The 15634-nt window shown below is 71.2% G+C and carries 12 protein-coding genes and 1 pseudogene; 11 read left to right on the top strand and 2 right to left on the bottom strand.

All coding sequences use genetic code 11. From position 1 onward, the window contains the following. Nucleotides 1-291 precede the first annotated feature (291 nt). Nucleotides 292-459, bottom strand: a complete 168-nt coding sequence (locus tag ACFU53_RS40105) for a hypothetical protein (RefSeq protein WP_384004327.1) — start codon at nucleotides 457-459, stop codon at nucleotides 292-294. A gap of 240 nt (nucleotides 460-699) precedes the next feature. Between ACFU53_RS40105 and ACFU53_RS40100 the strand changes: the two genes are divergently transcribed. Beyond that, nucleotides 700-1623 (top strand): LLM class F420-dependent oxidoreductase, encoded by a 924-nt coding sequence (locus ACFU53_RS40100; protein ID WP_384004325.1) that lies wholly within the window; start codon nucleotides 700-702, stop codon nucleotides 1621-1623. A 34-nt stretch (nucleotides 1624-1657) separates the two neighbouring features. Here the strand turns inward: ACFU53_RS40100 and ACFU53_RS40095 are convergent. Beyond that, nucleotides 1658-2158, bottom strand: a pseudogene (locus ACFU53_RS40095) (IS200/IS605 family accessory protein TnpB-related protein); the annotation flags it as partial. Between the two features lie 490 nt (nucleotides 2159-2648). On the opposite strand from ACFU53_RS40095, the gene ACFU53_RS40090 reads away from it, so the two are divergent. From ACFU53_RS40090 to ACFU53_RS40045, 10 genes are all read left to right on the top strand, one after another. Continuing rightward, nucleotides 2649-2852 carry a hypothetical protein gene (locus ACFU53_RS40090; RefSeq protein ID WP_384004323.1) on the top strand — a complete coding sequence of 68 codons (204 nt, stop codon included), beginning with the start codon at nucleotides 2649-2651 and terminating at the stop codon, nucleotides 2850-2852. A gap of 10 nt (nucleotides 2853-2862) precedes the next feature. Next, nucleotides 2863-4236 (top strand): amidohydrolase, encoded by a 1374-nt coding sequence (locus ACFU53_RS40085; RefSeq protein WP_384004321.1) that lies wholly within the window; start codon nucleotides 2863-2865, stop codon nucleotides 4234-4236. Further along, nucleotides 4226-5362, top strand: a complete 1137-nt coding sequence (locus ACFU53_RS40080) for a LacI family DNA-binding transcriptional regulator (protein ID WP_384004319.1) — start codon at nucleotides 4226-4228, stop codon at nucleotides 5360-5362. Before ACFU53_RS40085 ends, ACFU53_RS40080 begins: the two co-directional genes overlap by 11 nt. Before the next feature lie 121 nt (nucleotides 5363-5483). Next, complete coding sequence (locus ACFU53_RS40075) at nucleotides 5484-6233, top strand: glutamine amidotransferase (protein WP_384004317.1); 750 nt, start codon at nucleotides 5484-5486, stop codon at nucleotides 6231-6233. Further along, nucleotides 6230-7072, top strand: coding sequence for a purine-nucleoside phosphorylase (deoD, locus tag ACFU53_RS40070; protein ID WP_384004315.1), 843 nt, complete (start codon nucleotides 6230-6232; stop codon nucleotides 7070-7072). The genes ACFU53_RS40075 and deoD overlap by 4 nt, the downstream gene beginning before the upstream one ends. Nucleotides 7073-7203: 131 nt before the next feature. Continuing rightward, nucleotides 7204-8301, top strand: coding sequence for a BMP family ABC transporter substrate-binding protein (locus ACFU53_RS40065; RefSeq protein WP_384004313.1), 1098 nt, complete (start codon nucleotides 7204-7206; stop codon nucleotides 8299-8301). A gap of 30 nt (nucleotides 8302-8331) precedes the next feature. After that, the gene (locus ACFU53_RS40060; RefSeq protein WP_384004311.1) at nucleotides 8332-10503 is read left to right on the top strand and encodes an ATP-binding cassette domain-containing protein; all 2172 of its coding nucleotides are present in this window, start codon (nucleotides 8332-8334) and stop codon (nucleotides 10501-10503) included. Beyond that, the gene (locus tag ACFU53_RS40055) at nucleotides 10500-11666 is read left to right on the top strand and encodes an ABC transporter permease (RefSeq protein ID WP_384004309.1); all 1167 of its coding nucleotides are present in this window, start codon (nucleotides 10500-10502) and stop codon (nucleotides 11664-11666) included. The genes ACFU53_RS40060 and ACFU53_RS40055 overlap by 4 nt, the downstream gene beginning before the upstream one ends. Next, nucleotides 11663-12598, top strand: coding sequence for an ABC transporter permease (locus ACFU53_RS40050; protein ID WP_384004307.1), 936 nt, complete (start codon nucleotides 11663-11665; stop codon nucleotides 12596-12598). Before ACFU53_RS40055 ends, ACFU53_RS40050 begins: the two co-directional genes overlap by 4 nt. 160 nt (nucleotides 12599-12758) lie before the next feature. Then, complete coding sequence (locus ACFU53_RS40045) at nucleotides 12759-15623, top strand: esterase-like activity of phytase family protein (RefSeq protein ID WP_384004305.1); 2865 nt, start codon at nucleotides 12759-12761, stop codon at nucleotides 15621-15623. Nucleotides 15624-15634: the final 11 nt, after the last annotated feature.

Genomic DNA, 15634 nt, shown 5'->3' with positions numbered 1-15634 from the left:
GTTCCCCGCGCCCTTGAGAGCGCGGGTCGCGCCCGGCCGTTTTCAGGGGCGCGGGGAACTGCGCGCCCAGCCCCCACCGCCCCGCACCCGCGCACAACCCCACCCCCCCCAAGGTGTCGAAGGGGCGCAGCCTTTGGATGGGGGTCTCCCCGCTCGAGCGAAGCCGAGAGTGGGGGAGGGACGGGTAGGGGCGGCGGGGGCGAGAACAACCCCGGTGGCACCCCCGGGTGGCAAGGCGAACGCCCGGCCGTTGGAGAGAACCGGGCGTCGGGCGTCATGGCTCAGGGAGGTTCAGGCTGTGTCGCTCTCCTCCGCGGCAGCGGCACGCGGCGCCGAGAGGTCTGCGTCGAGCTGGGACAGGTTTGCGTTCAGCGCAGCCATCAGCTCCTCCATCTGCTGGAGCAGACCCTTCGGCTGAGCAGGCACGGCAGCCTGCTCCGGCACGGCTTCCTGGGACATGTGACGGCCTCCTCGGCCCTCGCCCCCCCGAGGGGGCACGTGTGCAGGCGTCCCGGCAGCGGCCGCCGGCGACGGGTGCCGGGCGGTCCGGCTCCTTCCGAGCAACGATCACCGTTCCCGCCGGTCACTGGCCCGAGCCCGTCCCATACGCCGGATTGACGGATTTTCACCCGACCGTGGATTCGTGGCGCCGAGGGGACCGATGCCGTTGACCGACGGCCGAGCGTGCAGGATGGAGGCATGGATCTTCGCATCTTCACCGAGCCCCAGCAGGGGGCGACCTACGACACCCTCCTCACCGTCGCCAAGGCCACCGAGGACCTCGGCTTCGATGCCTTCTTTCGCTCCGATCATTACCTCCGCATGGGCTCGACGGACGGCCTGCCCGGTCCCACCGACGCCTGGATCACCCTGGCCGGACTCGCCCGCGAGACCAAGCGCATCCGCCTCGGCACCCTGATGACCGCCGGTACATTCCGCCTGCCCGGCGTGCTCGCCATCCAGGTCGCGCAGATCGACCAGATGTCCGGCGGCCGCGTCGAACTAGGCCTGGGCGCGGGCTGGTTCGAGGAGGAGCACAAGGCGTACGGCATTCCCTTCCCCAAGGAGAAGTTCGGCCGTCTGGAGGAGCAGCTGGCCATCGTCACCGGCCTGTGGGCCACCGAGGTCGGCAAGACGTTCTCGTACGAGGGCACCCACTACCAGCTGACCGACTCTCCCGCGCTGCCCAAGCCCGCGCAGGCAAAGGTGCCGGTCCTCATCGGCGGCCACGGCGCGAGCCGCACCCCGCGGCTCGCCGCGCAGTACGCCGACGAGTTCAACATGCCGTTCGCCTCGATCGAGGACAGCGAGCGCCAGTTCGGCCGGGTGCGCAAGGCCGTCGAGGAGGCCGGCCGCAAGGCCGACGACCTCGTGTACTCGAACGCCCTGGTCGTCTGCGTCGGCAAGGACGACGCCGAGGTCGCCCGCCGTGCCGCCGCGATCGGCCGCCAGGTGGACGAGCTCAAGGCCAACGGCCTCGCCGGCTCCCCGGCCGAGGTCGTCGACAAGATCGCCCGTTACCAGGCCATCGGTTCTCAGCGGCTCTACCTCCAGATTCTCGATCTCGAGGACCTGGACCACCTGGAGCTGATCTCCACGCAGGTGCAGTCGCAGCTGTCGTAGCAGGGCCGCACGACCAGGCGGACCCGCACCGTTCCTAGAGACTGAGCGGGAGTGAGTCCTGTTGCCAGGTCTCGTGCTCGGCCGAACGCCCCGGACGGTGTTGGGCGTTCTGGTTGCCCGCGTTCGCTCCGCGTCCGGCGCCGACGGATCGTGTCCGTGGTCCGGGGATGCGGGGGCGGGGTTCCTCACGCCCAGGGACGCCTGGTCCGGCCTGGACGGTCCGATGCCCCACACGATCGCTCCGGTCGTGTGGGGGCGGTGTCGTCCGTCGCCGGATCGGGTGTCCCTGGGCGCGCCTTCCGATCGCCACGGCAGCAGCATCGTGGCGTGTGGTGGTGCGGGTGGTGGTGAGGGGTTTCTGCCAGTGCTGGGCGCCCCAGCGGCTGGTGTAGGCCGGGTCCACGGTGATGACCGCGATACTTGTCTGATCGGCCATCGAAGCCAGTCGGGCGCGAAGTCTGCCGGTGGGCATGCCGGAGATCAGCTGCCGGAAGCGTGTGCGGCGGCCGTGTTTCTCCCGGGTCTTCTCCGTTTCGAGGCCAGCGACCCCAAATGCGCGCCCACCAGACGCAGCACCTGCTCATCGCCGGGCGTCAGGAGTTTGAGGCGGGTCCGCACGGCCACACCATGCGGGCCGAACGCGACTAACGGCTCCGCCACACTCCTCAGCTCCCCCACCCCGTCACCCCCGCCCGATGCCACCGAAGAACCCTGCCGCCATGACAAACGAGCACCACCGGGGAAGGTCACGCATTCGATGCGAGAACGTCAGTTCCCTGCCGAAAAGCGACCCCACGGCCGAGATACACGACACGACACAGACCACCCACACTCACTCCCGCTCATCAAAACGCTCTTGAACGCACTCCAGAGGCAGCAGCTCCCAACACCCGCGCCCCCTTAAGGAGCGCGGGAAACGCGCGGAAGCCGCGTCCCCGCCCGAAACCTGTGCCGCTAAGCGGGCACAGCAACGGAGAGAAGGCCAGAATCCTCGGGCTTCAGCCCGAGGAGCAAGTCGATACCCGATGAAGTACGACGACACCACCCAACGTCCACCCAGGAGCTGGGCCGTCGACGCCCTCGCCCGCGGCGACGTCGACGAACTCGCCGAGGTCGTTCCAGACGGCGGTGTGAGGGCGGCCGCCGGAAACATCCGGACATCCCATCCGGACATCCCATCCGGACATCCAAAGCGTCTCGTTGTTGTGCAAAACGTTTTGGATATCTAGCTTGTGCCGCATGAACGACAGAACGACCCCTTCCGCTGCCCGCCACCGCCTCCTGGTGCGCGGCTGTGACGTGCTGCGCGTCCCCGTGGCGGGCGAGTGTGACGTGCTGCCCGGGCAGGACATCGTGGTGGAGGACGGCGTCATCGCGGACGTACGGCCGACGGGGGAGGAGCGGCCGGGGGAGCGGGGCGCGGAGGTGGTCGACGGGCGTGGCCTGCTGGCCCTGCCCGGGCTCGTGAACGCGCATACGCACAGCCCGATGGTGCTGATGCGGGGCGCGGCCGAGGACGTGACGGTCGAGGGGTGGTTCAACGACCGGGTGTGGCCGATGGAGTCCAACCTGACCGCCGAGGACGTGCGGGTCGGGGCGCGGCTGGCCTGTGCGGAGATGATCAGGTCGGGGGTCACGACCTTCGCGGACCACTACTTCTTCCCCGGGCAGATCGCCGAGGCGGTCGCCGAGACCGGGCTGCGGGCCGACATCGCGCCCACCTACTTCAGCAGTGGTGGCGAGCGGGCGCTGAACGCCGGCGTCGCGTTCGCGGAGGAGTGGCACGGCGGGGCCGGCGGCCGGGTGACCGTCTCGCTCGGGCCGCACGCGCCGTACACCGTGGACGACAAGGACCTGCGGATCCTGGCCGACCATGCCCGGCGGCTCGGGGTGCGGATGCACATCCATGCCGCCGAGCATCTGGAACAGACGGAGTCGAGCCTGGAGCGGCGCGGGGTCACGCCGGTCCGGGTGTTGCACGAGACCGGCGTGCTGGACGCGGGCGTGCTCATCGCGCACGGCTGCGGGATCGTCGAGCGGGATCTTCCGCTGCTGGGCGAGAAGGCGGCCACGACCGCCGTGGCCTGCTGCCCGAAGGTGTACCTCAAGCACGCCCTGTCCCCGCTGACGCCGGTCCGTGACCTGTTGGCCGCCGGGGTCACCGTGGCCGTCGGCACGGACGGGGCCGCCGGGCACAACACACTGGACGTGTGGGAGGCGCTGCGGCTGGTCGCGCTCACGCAGAAGCAGGCGGTGCGGGACGCGACCTGGATGACCGTCTCGGACACGCTGCGGCTGGTCGTGCGGGGCGGGGCGCGGGCCCTCGGCCTCCAGAACCGGATCGGTGCGCTGGAGCCGGGCATGCGTGCAGACATCGTCCTCACCGATCTGTCCGGCCCGCACTGCCGTCCGCTGCACGACCCGCGCGCCGCACTCGTCTACAGCGCCCGCGCCAGCGACGTACGCACCGTCGTCGTCGACGGACGGGTCCTGATGCGTGACGGGCGGCTGCTCACCGTCGACGAGCCCGCCCTGCTCGCCGAGGCCGACGCCCGCGTGGCGCGGATCCTCGACACTTCCAACGGAAGGGCGGTGCAGCACTATGACCCGTGAGCTGTACGGATCCGGGGCCGCCCATGACCGGCCCGCCTATGACCGGCCCGCCTATGACCGGCCCGCCCACGACCGGCCGAACCACGACCGATCGGGGCACGATCGGTCGGCCGTCCGCCGGGCCGCCTCCATCAAGGACGTGGCCGCGGCGGCCGGGGTCAGTCCCACCACCGTCTCGCATGTGCTGAGCGGCAACCGGCCGGTGAACGAGGAGACCGCCGCCCGGGTGCGCAGTGTGGTCAACCGGTTGGGATACGTCCCCGCCTCGCTGGCCCGCAGCCTCCAGGCCGGGTCCACCTCCGTGATCGGGCTGCTGATCCCGGACATCAGCAACACCTTCTTCGCCGAGCTGGCCAAGGGCGCCGAGGACGCCGCCCACGACCTCGGCTACGGGCTGATCCTGTGCAACACCGAGTTCGACGCCGACCGCGAGGACCGCTACCTCGGCATGATCCGCAGCCGTTTCATCGACGGCATGGTGTACGCCTCCGGGTCGCCCCCGTCCCGACGGCGGCTGGAGGCGCTGATGGGCAAGTTCCCGATCGCCCTCGCCGACGAGGAGGTCGAGGGGCTGAGCGGCGCGCTCATCGCCAGCGCCGACCATGAGGCGGGCGGCCGACTGGTCGGCGAGCACCTGCGGGCGCTCGGCCACCGCCGGGCCCTGATGCTGACCGGCCCCCGCGACCTGAGGAGCGGCGCGTCCCGCGCGCACGGCTTCCGCCAGGCCTTCCACGGTGATGTCGTCGAACGGGCGGGCGACTTCAAGGAGGAGTCCGGGTACCGGCTGGTCGCCGAACTCCTCGACGAGGGCGGCTTCGAGGGCCGTACGGCCGTGTTCGCGGCCAACGACCTGATGGCGTTCGGCGCGCTCGCCGCGCTCCGGGAGGCCGGACTGTCCGTGCCGGACGACGTCTCCGTCGTCGGCTTCGACGACATCCGGGCCGCCTCGCTCGTCAACCCGCCGCTGACCACCGTTCACCAGCCCGCCTACGACGTCGGCCGCACCGCCACCGCGCAACTCCTCCAGTACGTCTCCCGGGGCGAGGTACCGCCCGCGTCCCGGCACACGCTCCCCGTCGAACTGAAGGTACGGGGGAGCACGGCGCCACCCGCCGCCTCCCGCTGACCCGGACGCCTCCCCTCCATCCCGGACGCCGTGACGCCACGCGGCCATGTCCCCGTGCCCGGAAGCACGCGACAACTCCATGAACGCCCCGAAGTTGCCCCGAAAGAAAGGCGGTTCACCCATGCCCCGAGTCCTCGTCATCGGCGAGTCCTGGTTCACGTACACGGTCCATCAGAAGGGCTTCGACGCCTTTCACACCGCCGAGTACACCGAGGGCGGCGGCGTCTTCCTCGACGCGCTGCGCGCACGCGGCCACGAGGTGACATACGTGCCCGCGCACGAGATACCCACCCGGGTCCCGGACACCGCCGACGGCTTCGACGCGTACGACGTCGTGGTCATCAGCGACGTCGGGGCCAACAGCTTCCAGCTGCCGCCGGAGACCTTCAACCGGTCCGAGCCCGCGCCCGACCGCTCCGAGCTGGTGCGGGACTTCGTCGAGCGCGGGGGCGGGGTGCTGATGATCGGCGGCTACCTCACGTTCAGCGGTATCGACGCCCGCGCCCGCTGGGGGCGTACGCCGCTGGCCGCCGCGCTACCGGTGACGATGCTGGACCGCGACGACCGGGTGGAGCTGCCGGCCGGAGCCGTACCCGAAGTGGTGGGTGGGCACACGGTCGTGGCCGGACTCGACCGGACCTGGCCCGCGCTCCTCGGCCTCAACGAGGTCGCCGTACGACCGGACGCCGCGCTGCTCGCCGTATGCGCCGGGCATCCGCTGCTGGCCGTCGGCGGCCACGGCACGGGCCGGTCGGCGGCGTTCACCTCCGACGTGGCTCCGCATTGGGCCCCGCCGCCGTTCCTGGAGTGGGACGGCTACCCCGAGCTGTGGGACCGCCTGGTGCGCTGGCTCGCGGGGGAGAAGCTGTGAGCGCCGCCGAAGACGTCGGCGCCCCGGCCGCGTCGGACGGCATGCCGCTGCCCGTGCCCGGTCAGCGGACCGATGGCGACCGGCTGCCGGCCCCCGTCCCCGCACCCGTCGGCACCCCCCACATCTGCGCCGCCTCCGGCGATTTCGCCCCCCTCGTGCTCATGCCGGGCGACCCGCGCCGGGCACAGCGGATCGCCGAGACGTTCCTCGACGACGCCCGGCTCGTCACCGACGTGCGCGGCATCCTCGGATACACCGGCACCCACCGGGGCGTACCGATGTCCGTCCTCGCCTCCGGCATGGGCATCCCGTCGGTGTCGATCTACGCCACGGAACTGTTCCGGTACTACGGGGCCCGCCGGATCATCCGGGTCGGCACGGCGGGCGCGCTGCCCGCCTCGGTCGCCGTACGGGACGTCGTCATCGCCTCCGCCGCGCACACCGACTCCAGCGTCAGTCGCCTCCTGGTGGACGGCGTGACGCTCTCCCTCGCCCCCTCCTACCGGTCGCTGCGCGCGGCCGTGGACGCGGCGGACGCCGTCGAACGGGAGGCGTCGGACGGGGTGGCCGTGCACATCGGCCCGGTGTTCTCCAGCGACCACTTCTATCTCGACCGGCCCGCCGTCTTCGACGCCCTCGAGCGCCGGGGCACCCTCGCGGTCGAGATGGAGGCGGCCGGGCTGTACGCCGTGGCCGCGGCGGAGGGCGGCGAGGCGCTCGCCGTACTGACCGTGTCGGACCACGTGCGCACCGGGGAGGCCCTGTCCGCCACGGACCGGGAGACCGGCTTCGACCGGGCCGTACGCATCGCCGCGGCCGCGCTGCTCGCCGATGGCTGAAGACGACTGAATTTCCCCTGGAAGAAATCAAACAGAAACCCGTCGGCATAGCCAAAACGTTTTGCACTTCCTACTGTCGACCCAACCCCCTCCCCTTCCCCATAGTGAGAGCAGAAATGATCAGGAGATCGATGACGATGAGAAGTTACGGACCGGGCGCCGCCGTCGCGGTGACGGGAATGCTTGTACTGGCCGCGTGCGGGGGATCGGGCTCGGACGACTCCGGGTCGGCCTCCTCCGGAAAGACCCGGATCAAATTGGTGGTCAATGGCGGACTCGGCGACAAGTCGTTCTTCGACTCCGCCCACGAGGGCCTGAAGCGGGCGGAGAGCGAGCTCGGCTACGAGTTGAAGGTGGTGGAGCTGGGCCAGGACCGCACCAAGTGGGAGCCGGGCTTCGAGGACGCGGCGGCGGCCGACGACTACGACATCCTCGCGGCCGGCACGTTCGACGTCACCGACTACATCGGTGAACTCGCCCCGCAGTACCCGGACAAGAAGTTCTGGGTGTTCGATTCGGCCGTCGACTACACCGGCAAGAACGGCTGTTCCAACAAGTGCGAGAACGTCTACTCGGTGACCTTCAAGCAGAACGAGGGCGGATATCTGGCCGGATTCCTCGCCGAGAAGCTGGTTGCCGAGAAAGCACTCAAGGGCGCCGAATCCCTGAACAAGGTAGGAGTCATCGGCGGTGTGAAGATCCCCGTCATCGAGGACTTCATCGTCGGATTCAAGGCCGGATTCAAGGAGGCCGGCGGCAAGAACTCCGACGTCCTCGTGCAGTACGTCGGCGGCGACAAGCCCTTCGGCGACCCGGCCAAGGGCAAGGAGATCTCCACCGCGATGTACGGGCGGGGAGCCGCCCTGGTCTGGCCGGTCGCCGGGCTCTCCGGACTCGGCACCTTCGAGTCGGCCGCGAGCGCCGGGCGCCACACCTTCGGCGTCGACTCCGACCAGTACCAGACCCTCACCGACAGCGCCCAGAAGAACACCGTCGTCACCTCCATCCTCAAGAACGTCGGCAACGCCCTCTACAAGGCCGCCGAGGACGACAGGAAGAACGCCGTGAAGTACGGCGCCGTCGAGAGCGTCGGTCTCGCCGAGGACGCGGTCGGCTACGTCGACGACGACCACTTCCAGGAGATCGTGCCGGAGAGGATCCGCACCGAACTCCAGGAGGCCGCCGACAAGGTGAAGTCCGGTTCCCTCACGGTCCCCAGCGCCTTCTGACCCCCGAACCGACCTCTGATCGGCCTTGAGATGAACGAGTCATGGGACCCGGCCGGGCCCGCCGTCGCCACCCGCGCGGTCACCAAGACGTACGCCAACGGTGTGCGCGCGGTCCGGGGTGTCGACCTCGACGTACCGGCCGGTGAGATCCGCGCGGTCGTCGGCGAGAACGGCGCGGGCAAGTCCACGCTGATGAAGCTGTTCTACGGCCTGGAGCAGCCCACCTCCGGCGAGATCCTGATCGGCGGCCGGCCCCGCGTGCTGCGCGGCCCGGCTCCCGCGATCGCGCTCGGCGTGGGCATGGTCCACCAGAACCTGATGCTGGTGCCGTCATTCACGGTCGCCCAGAACGTCGTCCTCGGCGTCGAGCCCGGCCGCCGGGGCCTGGTCGACGCCAAGGCGGCCGTCGAGGCGACCGCCCGCCTTGCCGAGGAGGCCGGGCTCGCCGTAGACCCGCCGGCCCGCATCGACGAGGTGTCGGTCGGCATGCGCCAGCGCGCCGAGATCCTCAAGGCCCTTCACCGCCGTGCCCGGGTGCTGATCCTTGACGAGCCGACCGCCGTCCTCACCCCGCAGGAGACGGAGGACCTGTTCGCCGCCGTGCGACGCCTGCGCGACGGCGGGATGACCGTGCTGTTCATCTCCCACAAGCTGCGCGAGGTACGGGAGATCAGCGACAAGGTGAGCGTGATGCGCGCTGGTGCCCTGGTCGGGACCGTCGCCACCGCCGACACCACCGAGCGCTCCCTGGCCGCGCTGATGGTCGGCCGTGAGATGTCCCTCGATGTGGTCCGGGCTCCGGCGAGGCGCGCCGGGACCACGTTGCGGGTGCGGGGCCTGGCGTACGACGCCCCGACCGGCCAGTCCCTGCACGGGCTCGACTTCGACGTCGCGGCGGGTGAGATCGTCGGCGTGGCCGGCATCGAGGGTAACGGGCAGACCGAACTCGCCGAGATCCTGGCCGGGTTGCGGCGACCGAGTGCGGGGACCGTCCGCGTCGCAGACACCGACACCGCCGGTCTGGACGTCGCGGGCCACCGCCGGGCCGGCATCGGATACGTCCCCGAGGACCGCCTCCACGACGGGGCCGCCCTGGACGAGTCCATCGCCGACAACCTCGTCGTCGACCGGCACGACCGTCCGCCCCTCGCCCGCCGGGGAGTCCTGCGCCCGGCAGCGGTACGCGCCCACGCCGAGCAACTCATCGCGGACTACGCGATCCGCACCCCCGATCCGTCCGTCCCGGTGCGCGCGCTGTCCGGCGGCAACATGCAGAAGGTCGTCGTCGCCCGTGAACTCTCCGCCGCGCCAAGGCTGTTGATCGCCTCCCAGGTCACGCGCGGAGTGGACATCGGCGCCATGCGCTTCATGTACGAGCGTCTCGTCGCCGCCCGGGACGAGGACGCCGCCGTCCTCCTCATCTCCGCCGACCTCACCGAACTCCTCGCCCTCTCCGACCGGTTGCTCGTCCTCAAGGACGGCCGCCTCGTCGGCCGCTTCGACGACACGACCGGCCTCACGGAGAAGCAGGTCGGCCTGTACATGCTCGGCGTCGAGCAGCACGACCGTGGCCGGCTGACAGCGGAGTTGGAGGGCACGGCGGATGCGACGGGTGCCGGTGATGCGGCAGGTGCGGGCGGCGTGGCCGAGACCAACCCCACGCCGGACCCGGCCCCCATGACCGGTCCGCGGCCCACGACCGGTCCGCGGCCCACGACCGGTCCGCGGCCCACGACCGGTCCGCGGCCCACGACCGGTCCGCAGCCCACGCCCGGTCCGGGCCCCGCGTCCGGTCCGCACGTCGGCACCGGTCCGCAGCCCACGCCCGGTCCGGATCCCGCGTCCGGCTCGCACGTCGGCGCCGGTCCGGATCCCGCGTCCGGCTCGCACGTCGGCGCCGGTCCGGACCTCGCGTCCGGCTCGCACGTCGGCGCCGGTCCGGGCCCCGCGTCCGGTCCGCACGTCGGCACCGGTCCGCAGCCCACGCCCGGTCCGGGCCCCGCGTCCGGCTCGCACGTCGGCGCCGGTCCGGACCTCGCGTCCGGCCCGCACGTCGGCGCCGGTCCGGACCCTGCGACCGGCCCGCACGCCGACACTGGCCCCGGCCCCGCGACCGGCCCGCACGTCGGCACCAACCCCGACCCCAAGACCGACCCGGACGACGACGATTCCGGCGATTCCGGGAAGGCGACCGCCGAATGACCACCAGCCCTCCGAGGACCCGCATCGAGAGCGAGGACCGCCGGGAGTACAAGGCCACCCGGCGCCGCGGCCTCGCCGTCGACCTCAGCATGACCCTGGCGACGATCCTGGCCGCCCTCGCCATCGGCTTCCTCGTCATGCTCGCCACCGGCAAGGACCCGGTACGGGCGTACGAGGCCCTGCTCACCGGCCCGTTGGAGCGCTCCTTCCGTGTCGGACGCTGGCTGGAGGACGCCACCACGCTCACCCTGCTCGGCCTGTCGGTGGCCATCCCCTTCCGGGCCCGCCAGATCAGCCTGGGCGCCGAGAGTCAGCTGTACGCGGGCGCGCTGGCGGCGGCCACGGTCGCGATCTTCCTGCCGCTGCCGCCCGTCGCCGCCGTGATCGTCCCGTTGGCCGCCGCGGCGGCGGCCGGGGCCGGCATGGGCTTCGTACCGGGATCGATGAAGGCCCGGCTCGGCGCCAACGAGATCGTGGCGACGCTGATGCTCAACGCCATCGTCGTCCGTGTCTACGACTACCTGGTCAACGGCCCGCTGAAGGAGCCGGGAAGCAGTGCCGTCCACTCGGAGCGCATCCAGCCGGACTCCGCACTCACCCCGCTCACCGAATGGCTCGGCATCCCCTTCGGCCGCGCGAACGTCGGCTTCCCGCTGATGCTGCTCACCGCCGTCGCGCTCTGGCTGCTCATCGCCCGCACCCCGCTCGGCTACCGCATCCGGATGACCGGCTCCAACCCGCACTTCGCCGAGTACGGCGGTATCCGGGTGCCCCGCGCCATCGAGTGGAGCTTCGTCATCGGCGGAGCCGTCGCGGGCCTGGCCGGAGCGCACCTCGTGCAGGGCGTGTACGGACGCCTGGAGCCCGGGCTCGCCGGGAGCCTCGCCTTCGAGGGGATCGTGGTGGCGCTGCTCGCCCGGAACAACCCGCTGGTCGTCGTGGTCGCCGGCCTCTTCTACTCCTACCTGCGTGCCGGGGGAGACATCATGGAACAACAGACGGACGTGGGCACGGAGATCGTGGTCGTGATCCAGGCGGTCATCGTGCTGCTGGTCACCGCCCAGGCCCTCCCGGACCTCCTCAAGCGGCGCCTCGCACGCAGGCAGGCCGGCACCTCGCGGGGGCAGGCGGGCGCCGCGCACGGGAAGGCGGGTGCCCGATGAACGCCGTCCTCGACGTCGTCCTCAGCAGCGCCTTCCTCGCGGCCGTCCTGCGCGTCGCGACCCCCTACCTCCTCGCCGCCATGGGCGGACTCGTCGCCGAACGCGCCGGCATCAGCAACATCGCCCTGGAGGGCCAGATGCTGAGCGCCGCCTGCACGGGCGCGCTGGTCGCCGGATACAGCGGATCGATCGCCGCCGGTGCCCTCTCCGGGGTCGCCGTGGCCGTCCTCCTCGGCCTGCTGCTCGCCGCGCTCCGCCTGGAGCTGGGCGCCGACGCGATCATCGCCGGCATCGGCCTCAACCTGCTCGCCTCCGGCGGCACCGCCTACGCCGTCTTCACCCTCCTCGACGACAAGGGCGGCACCTCCGGCCTCAGGAGCGGCACCCTGCCGACGATCACCCTGCCCGGCATCGAGCACATCCCGGTGGTGGGCGAGGTGCTGAGCGGCCAGAACATGGTCACCTGGCTGGCCTTCCTCGCCGCTCCCTTCGTCGCCTGGCTCTTCTACCGCACCCGCTTCGGCTTCCACCTCCGCGCGGTCGGCGAGATGCCGGACGCCGCCGCCTCGGTCGGCATCGCGGTACGGCGTGTCCAGTACGCCGGGCTCGCCCTCAGCGGCGCGTTCGCCGGCCTCGCCGGGGTCTTCCTCAGCATGGGGTACGTCTCCTTCTTCGTCCGGGACATGACCGCCGGCCGCGGCTTCATCGCCCTCGCCGCGGTCTTCCTCGGCGGCCTGCGCCCCTGGGGCGTCTTCCTCGCCGCCCTCGGCTTCGGCGCGGCCGAGGCCCTGGCAGTGCAGCTCGGCACCCTTGACGTACCACCGCAGTTGGTGTCGACCATCCCGTACGCCATGACGCTCGTCGCCCTCGCGCTGTACGCGTGGCGCAGGAAGCGGCGGGGCGCGGGGGAGGTGGCACCGGCCTCGCTGTAGACCAAACGTTTGTCGGGCATCTCCCAAACGTTTGTCGGGCATCTCCCAAACGTTTGTTAGATCTCCCAAACGTTTGTTAGATCCACTGCCACCCTCGCCACATCGGCCCACCCTCGCCTCATCGGCCCACCCTCACCCCTCCGAGAAGGGACGCCCAGCCATGCCCAGACACGGAAACAGCCACCGAGTCCGCCGCAGACGCGCGACGCTCGCCGCCCTCACCGCCTCCGCACTCCTCGGCGGCCTCACCTTCGCCGGCGGCTTCGCGGCGGACGCGGCCCCCGAAGCGGACAGCGTCCAGAAGACGCAGAACGGCATCACCCTCCTCGACACTCTCACCGTCCCCGCCGGAACCACCGAACTCGGCATGCCCTTCGGCGGCCTGTCCGGCATCGACTACGACCCGAGGACCCACACGTACGCAGCCCTCAGCGACGACCGCTCCGAGAACGGCAAGGCGCGCTTCTACACCCTCCAACTCCCTCTGAAGGGCAAGAAGTTCGCCGCCGACAAGCCCGCCCTCGACGCCCTGACCGTCCTCGACGACACGACCGGCGAACCCTTCGCCGCCAAGGCCGTCGACCCCGAGGCGATCCGCTGGAACCCGGACGGCAAGGGCCTGCTGTGGACCAGCGAGGGGGCCTCGGCCTCCGGGCAGCCGGCGTTCGTCCGTGAGACGTCCGCGTCCGGCGCGTACATACGCGAACTGCCGCTGCCCAAGGCGTACGCCCCCGTCCGCTCGACGTCGGGCACGCTCACCGCCGGGATTCGCAACAACCAGGCTCTGGAGGGGCTGACCCTCTCCCCGGACGGCCGGAAGGCCGTCACGATCACCGAGAACGCGCTCGTCCAGGACGGCCCGGCCGCCGGACTGACCGCGAAGAGCCCCTCCCGGCTGCTGGTGATGGACCGCCGTACCGGCAAGGCGGAGGCGGAGCACGTCTACGAGGTCGACCCGATCTCCGCCGCGCCCACCGCGCCGCTGCCGGCCCCCGTCGGCACGTACTCGGCGGACCGGGGAGTGTCCGAGATCCTCGCGATCAACAAGACCGACTACCTCACCGTCGAGCGCTCCTTCGCGTCCGGTGTCGGCTTCGCGATCCGTCTGTACTGGACCACCACGCGCGGCGCGACCGACATCGACGGCAGGTCGGCCCTGACCGGCTCCGAGAAGCCCATGCCGAAGAGGCTGCTCTACGACTTCACCCTCTCCGGCACGGACGCCGACAACGTCGAGGGCATCACCTGGGGCCCGACCCTGCCCGACGGCTCCCGCACGCTCGTCCTGGTCGCCGACGACAACTTCGGCTTCAACGGCAGCGCCACCAAGTTCCATCTGCTGTCCGTCCGTCCCGGGCTCCTGACCGGTGGTCTTCCCACCACCCCGAAGCAGCCGTCCACGGTCGACGTCCAACTGCTCTCCTTCAACGACTTCCACGGCAACCTGGAGCCGCCCACGGGCCGTGACGCCAACCTCGGCTCCAAGCTGGACGCGAAGTCCACACCGGTCGGCGGCGCCGAGTACCTGGCGGCCCGTCTCAAGCAGCTCCGCGAGGGCACCGACGCCTCGCTGACCGTGGCCGCCGGTGACGTCATAGGCGCCAGCCCCTTCCTCTCCGGCCTCTTCCACGACGAACCGACCGTCGAGTCCATGGAGAAGCTGCACCTGGACGTCACGAGCGTCGGCAACCACGAGTTCGACGAGGGCACCGAGGAACTGCTGCGCATCCAGCACGGAGGCTGCCACCCCGAGGACGGCTGCTACATCGAGGGCGAGCCGTACGACGGCTCCGCCTTCCCGTGGCTCGCGGCCAACGTCCTCGACCGCACCACGGGCAAGCCGCTCCTCGCGCCCACCTGGGTCAAGAAGGTCGACGGCGTCAAGGTCGGCTTCATCGGCATGACCCTGGAGGGCACCCCCGAGGTGACCGGCCAGTCCGGCATCACGTCCGTGCGCTTCACCGACGAGGTCGAGACCGCGGACGCGGCCGCGCGCAAGCTGCGCCGCCAGGGCGTCGAGGCGATCGTGGTCCTGCTCCACGAGGGCGGCGTCCAGGCCGGCTCGTACGGGCAGTGCGACGGCATCTCCGGGCCGATCGTCGACATCGCCGAGCACCTGGACCCGGCCATCGACGCCGTCGTCACCGGCCACACCCACCAGCCGTACATCTGCTCCCTGCCCGACCCGGCAGGCAACCCCCGCACGGTCACCTCGGCCTCGTCCTTCGGCCGCGTCGTCACCGAGACGCGACTCCCGGTGGACCGCCGCACCGGCGACGTCGTACGCGACCGGGTGGCCGCGATGAACCACCTCGTCACCCGCACCGTCACCAAGGACGCCGACCAGACCGCCGTCATCGACAAGTGGAAGGCACTCTCCGCGCCCCTCGCCAACCGCGTTGTCGGCAGCGTCACCGCCGACATCACCCGCTCAGAGACCCGCGACGCCGAGTCGGACCTCGCGAACCTCGTCGCCGACGCCCAGCTGGCGGCGACCTCGGCACCCGAACGGGGCGGCGCGCAGATCGCGTTGATGAACCCCGGCGGCGTACGGGCGGACCTCGTCCACGCCTCCTCGACGGGCGGCGAGATGCCGGGCGAGATCACCTACGCCGAGGCCTTCGCCGTCCAGCCCTTCGCCGGGTCCCTGGTGTCGGTCGACCTCACCGGAGCACAGATCGAGAAGATCCTGGAGCAGCAGTTCAACGACTCCGGCACCCGCGCACCGACCCTGATGCTGGGCATCTCCAAGGGCCTGACCTACTCCTTCTCCGGCAGCGCCCCCGTCGGCGACCGCGTCGACCCGGCGTCGATCAAGCTGAACGGTGAGCCGCTGAAGCCGGAGACCACGTACCGCGTGACCGCCAACACCTTCCTCGCGGCAGGCGGCGACGGCTTCACCACCTTCGCCGAGGGCAAGAACACGGTCGGAGGCGGCGACGACATCACCGCGCTGACCGACTACCTCACGGCCCGGAGCCCGGTGGCACCGCCGGGAACGGACCGGGTGACCGAACTGCCCTGACGGGGCACGGG

This window comes from Streptomyces sp. NPDC057474 (assembly GCF_042802555.1).
GTDB lineage: Bacteria > Actinomycetota > Actinomycetes > Streptomycetales > Streptomycetaceae > Streptomyces.
This window is presented reverse-complemented; position numbering and strand designations above follow the sequence as displayed.

What these genes read in the sequence shown, in the direction of transcription:
- ACFU53_RS40105 (WP_384004327.1), bottom strand. Translation starts at nt 459, where the DNA reads ATGTCCCAGGAAGCCGTGCCGGAGCAGGCTGCCGTGCCTGCTCAGCCG.
- ACFU53_RS40100 (WP_384004325.1), top strand. Translation starts at nt 700, where the DNA reads ATGGATCTTCGCATCTTCACCGAGCCCCAGCAGGGGGCGACCTACGAC.
- ACFU53_RS40090 (WP_384004323.1), top strand. Translation starts at nt 2,649, where the DNA reads ATGAAGTACGACGACACCACCCAACGTCCACCCAGGAGCTGGGCCGTC.
- ACFU53_RS40085 (WP_384004321.1), top strand. Translation starts at nt 2,863, where the DNA reads ATGAACGACAGAACGACCCCTTCCGCTGCCCGCCACCGCCTCCTGGTG.
- ACFU53_RS40080 (WP_384004319.1), top strand. Translation starts at nt 4,226, where the DNA reads ATGACCCGTGAGCTGTACGGATCCGGGGCCGCCCATGACCGGCCCGCC.
- ACFU53_RS40075 (WP_384004317.1), top strand. Translation starts at nt 5,484, where the DNA reads ATGCCCCGAGTCCTCGTCATCGGCGAGTCCTGGTTCACGTACACGGTC.
- ACFU53_RS40065 (WP_384004313.1), top strand. Translation starts at nt 7,204, where the DNA reads ATGACGATGAGAAGTTACGGACCGGGCGCCGCCGTCGCGGTGACGGGA.
- ACFU53_RS40060 (WP_384004311.1), top strand. Translation starts at nt 8,332, where the DNA reads ATGAACGAGTCATGGGACCCGGCCGGGCCCGCCGTCGCCACCCGCGCG.
- ACFU53_RS40055 (WP_384004309.1), top strand. Translation starts at nt 10,500, where the DNA reads ATGACCACCAGCCCTCCGAGGACCCGCATCGAGAGCGAGGACCGCCGG.
- ACFU53_RS40050 (WP_384004307.1), top strand. Translation starts at nt 11,663, where the DNA reads ATGAACGCCGTCCTCGACGTCGTCCTCAGCAGCGCCTTCCTCGCGGCC.
- ACFU53_RS40045 (WP_384004305.1), top strand. Translation starts at nt 12,759, where the DNA reads ATGCCCAGACACGGAAACAGCCACCGAGTCCGCCGCAGACGCGCGACG.